Raw genomic sequence first — 12,979 nt, forward strand, 5'->3', positions numbered from 1 at the left:
GCATCGGCGACCCGTACGCGGGCGGCTCCGACAGTCGCCTACCCGACGCCGCAGCGAGCGACCGGTCACGCTCCGCTGTGTTAGCGTCGTCGCTATCCCGGGTCGATCCGGGCTATCCGGGGTGGTCCTGATGCGGTCGGTGCGGATCGTTCTGAGTTGGTGCCATCGGGACCAGCGACTCAAGGAAGCACTGCTGCGTGACCTGCTGCCGGCGCTCGGCCTGTTCCGGGACCTGGAGGTCCAGTGGTGGCAGGACAGCCACCTGACCTGCGGCGAGGAGTTCGGCCCGGCCATCGTCGGCCGGTTCGGCGAGGCCGACTTCGGGCTGTTGCTGCTGACCAGCGCCTACTTCACCCGGCCGTTCATCCGGCAGCACGAGCTCCCCCGGTTCGCCGGGCCCACCGCCGACAAGGGCTCGCTGCCGGTGGCGTTGGGGCCGCTGCCGCCGCTCAGCCCCCACCGCGACCTCGGCGGGATCGAGCAGCAGCTGATCTTCGGGCAGGAGCAGGGCAGCTACGCCGAGCTGTCCGGCGTCAAGCGGACGATCTTCGCGAACAGACTGGCCGACTCGATCCGCGCCCGGGTCCTCGACCTGAACGGGTTCGTGACGCTGTGACCCCACTCCCTCCGGCGGAGGCCGTCGCCCGCGTGGAGGCGCTGCGCGCCGCCGGTGCGGTGACCGAGCTGCAGGCGGCCCGGCTGAACGTGATCGTGGGCCTCCTCGACGCGGGCGGACGGTTCCTGCTGCGCTCCGCCCTGGACGAGGCGGAGTTCCCCGCCGACCAGGCGCGGGGCCAGGACGCCTTCCAGGACTTCCGGGGACGGGTCAACCGCGCGGCCGAGACGGCCGGCGTCGACCTGCAGCTGGAGCTGGAGCCCCGCAAGAGTCCGCCGGAGCGCCGCCACGGCTGGTTCGCCGGCGGCGACCTGACGGACGCGGGCATCGTCGCGTTCACCGGCAGGGCGGCCGACGACACCGGCATCGCGCACCCGATCGCACCCGAGGTCACCGAGCTGGGCGGCTCGCGACGCACCAGGGTGTATGTCAGCGTCGCCGCCGCCGACGCCGGCTCCCGGCCGACGCGGCAGCTGGTCCGGCTGCTCCGGCAGCACCTCCAGCTCGACGGCGAACGGCAGTGGGAGGTCGCCGACCCCGACTCGATCGGCCTCGGCGAGAACCTGCAGGACAGCCGCGACCGGCTGTGCGCGCAGGCGGACGTCCGCGTCGTGCTGCTCAGCCCGTCGTACCTGACCGACGAGGCGAACGCGGCCGAACGGCACCGCGTCCTGGACCGGCCCGGCCGCCGGGTCGTCTTCGCGCTGACCGCCCTGCCCGACGCGACGCCCACGCTCGGGCCGTTGCCGCGACGCGGGGTGCGCCGCCGCGAGCAGCCATGGGCCGCGCTGCGCGGGGACCAGCAGCGCAAGCAGTACATCGACGCGCTCGTCGACGCGCTGCACGCCGAGGTCCGGGCGCAACCGGCGCCGGCGCTCGACGCCACGGCCGAGCTCGCGGAGCACACCAAGCGGCTCACGGACCGCCGCGGCGGCAACGACAGCACCGTGCTGGTGGACGCCGAGGTCAGCGAGACCACGTTCCGCGAGTCCCACCTCGAGGCGCCGGACCGGGGCCCGGCGCTGGCGGCCGTCAACCGGCTGCTGGAGTGGGCCATGGCGCAGGACGGCCCGCGGCTGTGCGCGCTGCTGGGCGACGTCGGCCTGGGCAAGACCACGACGGCGAAGCTCTTCGCGCGGGCGCTGCTCGACCAGCGCTCGAAGGGGGCGCCGCTGCCGCTGCTGTTCGACCTCCGCGACGTCCGCGCCGGCGACCTGAGCCGGGCGATCACGCTGGACACGATCCTCGACAGCATGCTGGAGGCCAGCCGGCCCGCGGCGGTGCCCCGGGAGCGGCTCTCCGCCGACACCGTGCGCCGCCGGCTCGCCCAGGGCGACGCGGTCGTGATCTTCGACGGTCTCGACGAGGCGCTGGTCCACCTCGAGCCGCACGACCAGCGGCTCTTCATCCGCCAGCTGTGGCGCGCCGTCGAGGGCACGACCAGCACCCGCATGCTGGTCACCTGCCGGACGCAGTACTTCCGCACGATCCGCGACGAGGTCAACTTCTTCACCGGCGACGACCGGCAGGGCCCGCAGGGCAAGGACTACCTGGCGCTGCTGATGCTCCCCTTCGGCGAGCGGCAGATCCGCGACTACCTCGCGGGCAACCTCGACGCCGAGCCGGACAAGGTCGAGGCGTTCCTGACCCTCATCGGCAGCGTCCACGACCTCACCGACCTGGCCCGCCGCCCGATGACGCTGAAGCTCATCTCCGACCAGGTCGAGTTCATCGAGACCGCGAAGCTCCAGGGCCGGGCGGTGCGCGCCGTCGACCTCTACGGCGAGGTGGTCGAGCGGTGGCTGGCCCGCGACAGCGGCAAGCACACCCTGCTGCCCGACCACAAGCACCTGCTCATGGAGGCGATCGCCGCGGAGATCTGGCGCTCCGGCCGCAACTCCTGGACCGCCGGCGACGTGGACGACTGGCTGCTGGACCTCCTCCACCAGCGCCCGGACCTCCGCCGCCACTACCGCGACAACGTCCCCGACCTGTGGAAGACCGACTTCCGCACCGCCACGTTCCTCAGCCGCGACGGCGACGAGTTCACCTTCGGCCACCGCTCACTGTTCGAGTACTTCCTCGCCCGCCACCTCTTCCGCGCGCTGCGCGAAGTCCCCGCCACCGGCCCCGACCCGGTGGCCATGCCGGTGCCCGGCCCGGAAACCCTCGACTTCCTCGGCCAGTGCCTCGCGGCCGCCACCGCGTCCGCCCGCGCGGCGGCCCTCACCGGCCTCGCGGCGATCCGGGACCACTACACGCCGGAGGCGTCGGAGCTCGCCTTCGCGTACGCGCTGCGCGCCGCCGAGCACGGACACCCGCACCAACCCCTGACCCGGGTCCAGCTCCCCGGCGCGAACCTCGCCGACTGGACCATCGGCAACCCCGACATGAGCGGGCACGCGCTGAGCCTGGCCGGCGCCGACCTCCGCGGCGCCGACCTCCGCCGCGCCCGCATCCACCACACCGACCTCACCGGCGCGGACCTCACCGACGCCCGCCTCGACTCAGCCGAACTGCACGACACCCGCCTGCACCAGGCCCACCTCAACGGCGCACTGATCACCTCCGCACTCCTACGCCACTGCGACATCGGCGACGCCGACTTCACGCAGTCCATCCGCCACCGCACGCAACTCCTGTGGTGCACCCCCTCACCCCAGCCGGCCCAAGGCCTGCTCATCGCTCCCCTGCCGGGTGCGAAACAGGCTCGAACCACGCCGTGGGTCACGAGCGGGCACACCGGCACCGTGAACGCGGTGGCGTGGTCCCCGGACGGAACCCGCCTGGCCACCGGCGGCAACGACGGCGTCCGGGTCTGGAACGCAACGACCGGCGAGGAACATCTCCAGTTCGCCGGGCACACCGACTGGGTCCGGTCGGTGACGTGGTCACCGGACGGCACCCGGCTGGCCACCGGCGGCAACGACGGCGTGTGGATCTGGAATACGGCGACCGGCGCCGAACACCGTCACCTCGCCGGGCACACCAGCTCAGTCGAGGCGGTGGCCTGGTCACCGGACGGCACCCATCTGGCCACCGGCGGCGACGACAGTGTCCGGGTCTGGAACGCAACGACCGGCGTCGAACACCTCCAGCTCGCCGGGCACACCAGCTCAGTCGAGGCGGTGGCCTGGTCACCGGACGGCACCCATCTGGCCACCGGCGGCGACGACGGTGTCCGGGTCTGGAATACGGCGGCCGGCGCCGAACCCCTGCAGCTCGCCGGGCACACCGAATGGGTCCGGTCGGTGGCGTGGTCACCGGACGGCACCCGGCTGGCCACCGGCAGCAACGACGGCGTGCGAATCTGGAACACGGCGACCGGCACCGAACACCTCCGGCTCGCCGGGCACACCGGCGCGGGGAGCGAGGTGGCGTGGTCACCGGACGGCACCCGCCTCGCCACCGCCGGGAAGTACCGGGTGCGGATCTGGAACACGGCGACCGGCACCGAACACCTCCAGCTCGCCGGCCACACCGGCGCGGTGGACACGGTGGCGTGGTCGCCGGACGGCACCCGCCTCGCGACCAGCAGCGGCACCAACGTCCTGATCTGCGACGCGGTAACCGGCGCCGAGCACCTCCAGTTCGCCGCGCACATCGACTGGGTTCAGTCGGTGGCGTGGTCACCGAACAGCACTCACCTGGCCACCGGCGGCAAGGACAGGTTGCGGATCTGGAACACCGTGACCGGCGCCGAACATCTCCGGCTCGCGGGCCACGCCGGCTCGGTGAACTCGGTGGCATGGTCACCGGACGGCACCCGCCTGGCCACCGGCGGCAACGACGGCGCGCGGATCTGGAATACGGCGACCGGCGCCGAACACCGTCACCTCGCCGGGCACACCGATTGGGTCCGGTCGGTGGCGTGGTCCCCGGACGGCATCCGCCTCGTCAGCGGCGGCGATGACAGGTTGCGGGTCTGGAACGCGGCGACCGGCGAACACCTCCGGCTCGCCGTCCACACCAGCTCGGTGAACTCGGCGGCATGGTCACCGGACGGCACCCGCCTCGTCACCGGCGACTTTGGCAGTGTCCGGGTCTGGGACGCGGAGACCGGCGCCGAACGCCTCCACCTCGCCGTCCACACCAGCGCAGTGAACACGGTGGCATGGTCACCAGACGGCACCCGCCTAGCCACCGGCACCGGCGGTGACGTGCCGATCTTTGACGCGGTGACCGGCATCGAGCGCCTTCGGCTCGCCGGCCACACCGGCACGGTGAACTCGGTGGCGTGGTCTCCGGACGGCACCCGCCTGGCCACCGGCGGCAACGACGGCGTGCGGGTCTGGAACGCGGCGACCGGCGAAGCGCAGCTGCACATCTCCGGGCACACCGACTGGGTGCGATCGGTGGCATGGTCGCCGGACGGCACCCGACTGGCGAGCGGCGGCGATGACGCCACCCTTCGAATCTGGAACGCGACGAGCGGTCAAGCCGATCGGTTCGTTGCCCACGGATTCGCCGACGGCGAGATGGCGGTCTTCGACGCGGTGTCCGGGGATCTCATTGGCGCGAGTTCCGGGGCGTGGCGGTGGATCTTCTGGGGGGCCGACGGGCTGCCGGCCGAGACGTTCGGGGCGCTTCCGCCGCTCCCCACGTCGCACGGCTGAGCTACGCGGGGTCGCGGTTCGGGGCGGGTGGGGGTCAGGCGGGGATGACGTCGTCGACGGAGGCGGCGCCGGCGATGCGGTGGACGGCGGCGACGGCGGCGCGGGGAAGGGGGGCGTAGACGTGTGGGAACAGGCCGCCGGTGGCGGAGGTCTCCCAGCGCAGCCACATGCCCATGGTCTGTGCGTCGATGGCGACGACGACGAGGTCGGGCGCGTCGGCGAAGTAGCGCTGGGCCGTGCCGGCGACCTGGTCGCGGGACGAGCAGTGGATGTAGCCGTCGCGCAGGTCCAGGGGCGAGCCGTCGAAACGGCCGTTCGCCTCGAACGCCGCCCACTCGGCGGGCAGCAGGATCTTATAGATCAGCACGGGCACACAATGCCACGGGTGAGAGGTTCCTTCACCTGTCGCAGGTGAACGCGTGTGAGCGACGAGTCACCCGTTTGCGACCTAGCGTCCGCGATTATGAGAACTCGGACATGGGTGTGCGTCGCCGGCGCCGCCATCGCGGTGGGCTCGCTGAGCGCCGCGCAGGCTCGAAGACCTGACCCGCCGATGGTTCACACGGCGCAGACGACCGGGCAGCAGACCGCCGAGCAGCCGGATTCCATGGTGTACCTGCTGACCGGCACCGGTCTGGTCGCGATCGGCGGCGTGGTGCTCGTCGGCGGTGTATCCGGGCTCGGCGGCCTCGACATCCCGGGCGGCATCACGATGACCGTCGGCCGGACCAGGCTGTGGGCGAGGTCGGTGCGGGGCCGCGGAAGGCACCGGATCCGCCGGAGGATCACAGGCGGGTGATGCGGTCCTTCAGCAGCGTGGTGGCGATCGCGGCCTTGCGCGGCTGGCCGCGCACGAACGCCTCAGCGAACTTCACCGCCTGCTGGTAGGTGACGCTGGCCGGCATCGGGGGCTCGTCGGCGTCGACCGCGACGTCGACGAGCGCCGGCCCGTCGAAGGCGAACGCCTCGCCGAGGACGTTCTCCAGGGCGATCGGGTCGGTGACCCGGGCCGCGTACGCGCCGCAGCCGCGCGCCCACCCGACGTAGTCGGCCTGCGGGTCGTCGCCGTACCGGACGCCGAACTCGGGGAAGCCGTTGACCATCTGCTCCCAGACGATCATGCCGAGGGCGCTGTTGTCGTTGATGACGACCTTGATCGGCAGCTTGTAGCGGGCCGCGGTGTGGAACTCGGCCATGAGCATCGCGAAGCCACCGTCGCCGACGAACGCGATGACCTGCCGGTTCGGGTACTCGTGCTGCAACGCGATCGCGTACGGCAGGCCCGGCGCCATCGACGCGAGGGTGCCGGAGAGGTAGAACTCGCGGCCGCCGGTGGCGTTCCAGTGCCGGGCCGCCCACGTGGTGACGGTGCCGGAGTCGCAGGCGAGGATCGCGTCGGGCGCGGCGACCCGGTCGAGCGTGCTGGCCAGGAACTGCGGCGCGATGGGGTCCCGGTCCGCCCGCTCGGTGGCGGCCATGCGCTCCCGCCAGTCGCGCATCTTCTCCTGGTACCGCAGCAGCCACCGCCGGTCGGTGCGCCGCCGCAGCCGGGGCAGCAGGGCCTCGCAGGTGGCCGCGGCGTCGCCGACGAGCGGCACGTCGGTGGGGATGCGGGTGCCGACCCGCGCGGGCTCGACGTCGATCTGCACGACGTGCGCCTGGCCGGGCGCCGGGAGGAACTTCGTGTACGGGAAGTTCGTGCCCACCATCAGCAGCGCGTCGCACTCCTGCATCAGGTCCTCGCTGGGCGCGGTGCCGAGCAGGCCGAGCCCGCCGAGCGCGAAGGGCGAGTCGTCGGGCACGACCATCTTGCCCAGCAGCGACTTCACGATCGGCGCGCCGAGCACGTCGGCGACCAGCTCGACGAGGGGTCCGGCGCCGCGGGCGCCGATGCCGGCCAGGATCGCCGGCTTCGAGGCGTTGTTGAGCAGGTCCGCGGCGGCCTGGAGGTCGTCGTCGGCGGGGCGCACCGGCGGCGCGACCAGCACGGGCGCGGTGGCCGGCGCGCGGGTCGGCCCGACGGTCTCGAACGGGTTGTCGCCGGCGGTCGCGACCTGCACGTCGTTCGGGACCGTGAGGTGCGCGACGCCGCGCCGGGCGAGGGCGGTGCGGACGGCGATGTCGACCAGCGACGGCACCTGCGCCGGGTTGCCGATCGTCTCGTTGTACTCCGCCACGTCCTCGAAGAGCCGGTCGAGGTGGACCTCCTGCTGGTACGCGGTGCCGATCACGCTGGACTCCTGCATCCCGGTGATCGCCAGGACGGGGGCGTGGTCGAGCTTCGCGTCGTAAAGGCCGTTGGCGAGGTGGATGCCGCCGGGCCCGGAGGTGGCGAGGCAGACGCCGAGCCGGCCGGTGGCCTTGGCGTGCGCGACCGCCATGAACGCGGCGGCCTCCTCGTGGTGCACGAGCACGAACCTGACCCGGTCGGCGTTGCGCCGCAGGCCCTCCATGATCCCGTTGACGCCGTCGCCGGGCAGGCCGAACACCGTGTCGACCCCCCAGTCGGCCAGCCGCGCGATCAGTGCCTCACCGACAGTCGCTCTGCTCATGCATGTGTGCTTTGCCGGTACCGGCGGAACCAAACATCGCCCTGAGCCGGCGGCGCACCTCGGGGTCGTAGGCGTCGGGGTGCGCGCGGGCGGGCCGGTCGCCGTCGAAGAACCCGCCGGTGCCCCGCTCGTGCAGGATCAGCCGCAGGGTCGCCTCGCCGCCCTCCCGGACCGTCGACCTGGGCGCGGCGCCGTAGTCGCGGACCATCTGGGTGTCCATGAACGTCGCCGGGTGCAGGCAGTTGACGGACACCTCGCCGCCGGCCAGGCCGCCATCCAGCTCGCCGGCAAGCTCGCCGGCAAGGTCCAGGCTCCACGCCGCCAGGGCGAGCTTCGACCTCCGGTAGGCGGTGACGCCGTCGTACGAGCGGCGCAGCTCCACGTCGTCGAAGTCGATCGGCGCCTGGCCGATGGAGCCGACGTTGACGACCTTGGCGGGCGCGTTGGTGGTGAGCGTGGGCAGCAGCGCGGTGGTGAGGCGGACGGGGGCGAGGAAGTTGACGGCCCAGCGGCTGTCACGCCCTTCCGGCAGCTCCCGGCAGCTCGTGCCCGTCGGCGCTCTCCTCGCGGGCGCCGCCCGGCGCACCGAACCCGACGCCGGCGTTGTTGACCAGGATCGTCAGGTCGTCGCGGCCGGCGACCGCCGCGGCGAGCCGGTCCACCTCGGCCAGGCTCGCGAGGTCGGCGACGAGCCCCTCGGCGGTGCCGCCGGCCGCGCGGACCTCCGCCACGCCGCGCCCGACCTTGTCCGGGTCGCGGCCGTGCAGCAGGACGGTCAGGCCGGCCGCGCCGAGCCGCGGGGCGAGCCACCGCCCGAGGCCCGAGGTGGCGCCGGTGAGCAGGACAGCTGTCATCTTCCGACCGTAAACACGGCGAGGCCCCACCGGCCTGCTGCCGGTGGGGCCTCGCTCGCGTCGTGCGGGGCCGGTGCTCAGCCGCCGAAGCCGGCGGGCAGGCCGCCGCTGTCGTCCGCGTCCTTCGCGTCGAGGATGTCGACGATGAACCGGAGCGTGCCCTTCGGGTAGCCCTCGGGGGCGTCGTCGCCGTAAGCCTTGCTGCCGGGGATGTCGAGCTGGACGCGGCTGCCGATCTTCAGGCCGACGAGGCCCTCGTCCCAGCCCTCGATGACCTGGGGCTGCTTGCGGAGCTGCTTCTGCCCGACCGGGATCTCGATCGTCTTCTTCCGCGGCCAGGACGCGTCGAAGACCTTGCCGTCCTTCATGGTCGCGCCGACGTAGTTGACCGTGACGGTCTGGCCGGCCTTGACCGCCTTGCAGTCGCCCTGGATGAGGACCTTGGTCTTGACGGACTTGACCTCTTCGGTGCTGGCGGTGATCGTCGGCTCGGTCGCCAGGCCCTTGTTCATGCCGCCGAGCAGCGGCGGGAACGCGTTGGCGTCGCCGACCGGCTTGCACTTGATCCGGTTCTTCTCGGCCCGGTCGCCGAAGTACCAGACGCCGGCGAACGCGCCGCCGACGACCAGCAGGACGATCATCGTGCCGGCGATCGCCTGCCCGGCACGGCGACGGCGGGCGGCCTTCGCGGCGGCGATGCGCGCGGCGGCACGCTTCTCCGCCTTCGTCGCCGGCGCGACGGTCTTCGCGTTCTTCGCCTTATCCGCCTTATCGGACTTATCCGACTTTTCGGACTCGTCGTCGGCGGTCGCGTCCTGGTCGTCGCCGTCTGAGGCGTCCGAGGCGGCGTCCGGGTCGTCGGCCGTGTCACCGTCGTCGTCGGCGGCGGTGTCGTCGCCGGTACCGTCGGCCGCCTCGGCGTCCGCGTCCGGGTCGTCCTTCTTGCCCAACGACACGGTCTCCTCGGCCACGCCCTCGGCCTCGGTCGGCTCAGTGTTCGTCGTGTCGCTTTCCGCGTCCGCGGTGGGCTCGACCTCGGTGTCCGGTGCCGCCTGTGGCGGAGTGGCCTTGGTCGACCTCGCAGTGCGGCGGCTTCTGCCCCGATCGCTCACAGTTGGAAGACTCCCCTGCTGGACGGACCCGATAATCCGGCGGACCTGAGTTTTGTTCGCCAGAGCTTCCCATATCACACGCGCCGCGACACGCCCCGGGTGGCAGCGCAGCCGATAGGGTCATGTCATGGGCACTGTTCAGGGCGTCGAGATTACCGGACCGCTCGACGACCGATTCGCCGAGATCCTGACCGAGGAAGCTCAGAGTTTCCTGGCAGATCTGCACAGGACGTTCGACGCCCGTCGGCTGGAGCTGCTCCAGGCCCGCAAGGAGCGCGAGGCGGAGCTCGCCGCCGGCGGGACGCTCGGCTTCCTGCCCGAGACGCGCGAGATCCGGGAGGGCGACTGGCAGGTGGCCGAGCCGGCGCCGGGCCTGGTCGACCGGCGGGTCGAGATCACCGGGCCGACGGACGCGAAGATGACCATCAACGCGCTCAACTCGGGCGCGAAGGTGTGGCTCGCCGACCACGAGGACGCCAACACGCCGCTGTGGGCCAACGTCATCGGCGGCCAGCTGAACCTGCGCGACGCGAATGCCGGCAGCCTCTCGTACACCTCCGGCGAAAAGCACTACGAGCTCACCGGCGGACCGCGCCCCACCGTCGTGGTCCGCCCGCGCGGGTGGCACCTGCCGGAGAAGCACATCCTGGTCGACGGCGCGCCGACGTCCGGTTCGCTGACCGACTTCGGGCTCTACTTCTTCCACAACCACCTCGTCACCCGGCCGTACTTCTACCTGCCGAAGATGGAGTCGCATCTGGAGGCCAGGTTGTGGAACGAGGTGTTCGCGTTCGCGGAGGAGCGGTTCGGCCGCCCCACCGGCACGATCCGGGCCACCGTGCTGATCGAGACGTTCCCGGCCGCGTTCGAGATGGACGAGATCCTGTACGAGCTGCGCGAGCACTCGGCGGGCCTCAACGCCGGCCGGTGGGACTTCATGTTCAGCGTCATCAAGAAGTTCCGTACCCGTGGCAGCGACTTCCTGCTGCCGGACCGCAACACGGTGACGATGACGGTGCCGTTCATGCGCGCCTACACGGAGTTGCTCGTGCGGACGTGCCACCGGCGGGGCGCGCACGCGATCGGCGGCATGGCGGCGTTCATCCCGAGCCGGCGCGACCCCGAGATCAACAAGGTGGCGTTCGAGAAAGTTACCGCCGACAAGACCCGCGAGGCCGGCGACGGGTTCGACGGGTCCTGGGTCGCGCACCCCGACCTCGTCGAGACGTGCCGGACCGTGTTCGACGGCGTGCTCGGCGACCGGCCCAACCAGCTCGACCGGCTCCGCGACGACGTGACCGTGACCGCGGAGGACCTTCTCGCCGTCGGTGACACGCCCGGGCAGCAGACCGAGGCTGGGCTGCGCAACGCGGTGAGCGTCGGCGTGCAGTACCTCGACGCGTGGCTCAAGGGCAGCGGCGCCGTCGCGATCAACAACATGATGGAGGACGCGGCGACCGCGGAGATCTCCCGGTCGCAGGTCTGGCAGTGGCTGCACAACGGTGTCACCCTGGCCGATACGGGTGCGCCAGTGACGCGCGAGCTGGTCGAGCGGATCGCCGACGAGGAGCTGGCGGCACTCGGCCGGGACCTCGGCGAGGCGCGGGCGTTGTTCATGGAGGTGGCTGTGGCGGACGAGTTCGTTGACTTCCTGACGTTGCCGGCGTACGAACGCATGCCGTGAGCGGTCCGGAGCGCAGCGCAGTGGCCGCGAACCAGCATTGCAGGTTCGGGGCACGCCGACGCCGGAGCGGAGCGGAGGTGGCGGTGTGACCGTCGATGGGCTGGTGGCGCGGTTGCGGGGGTTCCTGCGGCCCGAGCAGGTGCTCACCGACCGCCAGCAGCTGCGCACGTACGAGTGCGACGGGCTGACCCACTACCGGGTGGTGCCCGCGGTCGTCGTGCTGCCGCGGACGGCCCGGGAGTGCGCCGACACGGTCCGGGCGTGCGTGGCCGCCGGGGTGCCGTTCGTCGCCCGCGGCTCCGGGACCGGCCTGTCCGGCGGGGCGCTGCCGCACGCCGACGGCGCGCTCATCGTCACCTCACAGCTGCGCGCGATCCGCGAGGTCGCCCCGCAGGACGAGCGGGCCGTGGTCGAGCCGGGCGTGATCAACCTGCAGGTGAGCCGCGCCGCGTCCCCGCACGGCTACTACTACGCGCCCGACCCGTCCAGCCAGCAGATCTGCTCGATCGGCGGCAACGTCGCGGAGAACTCCGGCGGCGCGCACTGCCTCAAGTACGGCTTCACCACCAACCACGTCACCGGCGTCGAGATCGTCACCCCCGACGGGGACCTGGTCCGGCTCGGCGGCCGGGCACCCGACGCGCCCGGCTACGACCTGCTCGGCGCGTTCGTCGGCTCCGAAGGCACCCTCGGCATCGCCACCGAGGTCACCGTGCGCCTCGTCCGGCTCCCGGAGACGGTCCGGACCCTCCTCGCCGCCTTCCCCGGCACCGACCAGGCCGGCGCCGCCACGTCGGCGATCATCGCGGCCGGGGTCGTGCCGGCGGCGATCGAGATGATGGACGCCCTGGCGATCGAGGCCGCGGAGGCGGCCGTGCACTGCGGCTACCCGGGCGGCGCCGGCGCGGTGCTCATCGTCGAGCTGGACGGGCCGCGGGCCGAGGTCGACGCGCAGTTCGCCGCGGTCGAGGCGTTCTGCCGGGAGCACGGCGCGTTCGAGATCCGCATCGCCGCCGACGACGCCGAGCGGGCCCTGTTCTGGAAGGGGCGCAAGTCGGCGTTCGCCGCCGTCGGCCGGATCAGCCCCGACTACATCGTCCAGGACGGCGTCATCCCCCGCACCGCGCTGCCGCAGGTGCTGACCCGCATCGGCGAGCTGGCCCGCGACCACGGCGTCAGGGTCGCCAACGTCTTCCACGCCGGCGACGGCAACCTGCACCCGCTCGTCCTCTTCGACGAGACCGTCCCCGGGCAGGCGGAGCGGGCCGAGGCGGTGTCGGGCGCCATCCTCGACATCTGCGTCGAACACGGCGGGTCGATCACCGGCGAGCACGGCGTCGGCGTCGACAAGGCCAAGCACCTGCCCAGCATGTACAGCGCCGACGACCTCGACACGATGCAGCTGGTGCGGTGCGCGTTCGACCCGCACGGGCTGTCGAACCCGGGCAAGGTCTTCCCGACGCCCCGCCTGTGCGGCGAGGTCCCGGGGCGGCGCAAGGGCACCCATCCGCAGCATCAGCCAGGCATCGCGGAGGTCTTCTAGGT

The 12,979-nt window shown here is 72.4% G+C and carries 10 protein-coding genes; 5 read left to right on the top strand and 5 right to left on the bottom strand.

Translation table 11 applies throughout. The features are described from left to right. Nucleotides 1–139: 139 nt before the first annotated feature. Together AB0J72_RS40815 and AB0J72_RS40820 are read left to right on the top strand one after the other, a co-directional pair. Nucleotides 140–616: a hypothetical protein gene (locus AB0J72_RS40815; protein ID WP_363409338.1), complete on the top strand. Its 477-nt coding sequence runs from the start codon at nucleotides 140–142 to the stop codon at nucleotides 614–616. Continuing rightward, nucleotides 613–5,232 carry a pentapeptide repeat-containing protein gene (locus tag AB0J72_RS40820; protein WP_363409341.1) on the top strand — a complete coding sequence of 1,540 codons (4,620 nt, stop codon included), beginning with the start codon at nucleotides 613–615 and terminating at the stop codon, nucleotides 5,230–5,232. The genes AB0J72_RS40815 and AB0J72_RS40820 overlap by 4 nt, the downstream gene beginning before the upstream one ends. Nucleotides 5,233–5,266: 34 nt before the next feature. Here the strand turns inward: AB0J72_RS40820 and AB0J72_RS40825 are convergent, their stop codons facing one another. After that, nucleotides 5,267–5,599 (bottom strand): DUF952 domain-containing protein, encoded by a 333-nt coding sequence (locus AB0J72_RS40825; RefSeq protein ID WP_363409344.1) that lies wholly within the window; start codon nucleotides 5,597–5,599, stop codon nucleotides 5,267–5,269. Nucleotides 5,600–5,695: 96 nt separating this feature from the next. Between AB0J72_RS40825 and AB0J72_RS40830 the strand changes: the two genes are divergently transcribed. After that, entirely contained in the window at nucleotides 5,696–6,031 is a 336-nt protein-coding gene (locus AB0J72_RS40830) for a hypothetical protein (RefSeq protein ID WP_363409347.1), read from the top strand. Here the strand turns inward: AB0J72_RS40830 and AB0J72_RS40835 are convergent. From AB0J72_RS40835 to AB0J72_RS40850, 4 genes are all read right to left on the bottom strand, one after another. Next, entirely contained in the window at nucleotides 6,018–7,784 is a 1,767-nt protein-coding gene (locus AB0J72_RS40835) for a thiamine pyrophosphate-dependent enzyme (RefSeq protein ID WP_363409350.1), read from the bottom strand. The two genes, AB0J72_RS40830 and AB0J72_RS40835, sit on opposite strands and share 14 nt — an antisense overlap. Continuing rightward, a complete protein-coding gene (locus AB0J72_RS40840) occupies nucleotides 7,762–8,370 on the bottom strand; it encodes a hypothetical protein (RefSeq protein WP_363409353.1) in 609 nt (202 codons plus the stop codon). Before AB0J72_RS40840 ends, AB0J72_RS40835 begins: the two co-directional genes overlap by 23 nt. After that, nucleotides 8,300–8,638, bottom strand: coding sequence for an SDR family NAD(P)-dependent oxidoreductase (locus AB0J72_RS40845; protein ID WP_363409356.1), 339 nt, complete (start codon nucleotides 8,636–8,638; stop codon nucleotides 8,300–8,302). Before AB0J72_RS40845 ends, AB0J72_RS40840 begins: the two co-directional genes overlap by 71 nt. 77 nt (nucleotides 8,639–8,715) lie before the next feature. Then, nucleotides 8,716–9,609 (bottom strand): FKBP-type peptidyl-prolyl cis-trans isomerase, encoded by an 894-nt coding sequence (locus AB0J72_RS40850; protein WP_363409359.1) that lies wholly within the window; start codon nucleotides 9,607–9,609, stop codon nucleotides 8,716–8,718. A 268-nt stretch (nucleotides 9,610–9,877) separates the two neighbouring features. Between AB0J72_RS40850 and aceB the strand changes: the two genes are divergently transcribed. Then, the gene (gene aceB / locus AB0J72_RS40855; RefSeq protein WP_363409362.1) at nucleotides 9,878–11,434 is read left to right on the top strand and encodes a malate synthase A; all 1,557 of its coding nucleotides are present in this window, start codon (nucleotides 9,878–9,880) and stop codon (nucleotides 11,432–11,434) included. An 85-nt stretch (nucleotides 11,435–11,519) separates the two neighbouring features. Then, nucleotides 11,520–12,977 carry an FAD-linked oxidase C-terminal domain-containing protein gene (locus tag AB0J72_RS40860; RefSeq protein ID WP_363409365.1) on the top strand — a complete coding sequence of 486 codons (1,458 nt, stop codon included), beginning with the start codon at nucleotides 11,520–11,522 and terminating at the stop codon, nucleotides 12,975–12,977. Nucleotides 12,978–12,979: the final 2 nt, after the last annotated feature.

The organism is Dactylosporangium sp. NPDC049742 (genome assembly GCF_040674675.1).
Lineage (GTDB): Bacteria > Actinomycetota > Actinomycetes > Mycobacteriales > Micromonosporaceae > Dactylosporangium > Dactylosporangium maewongense.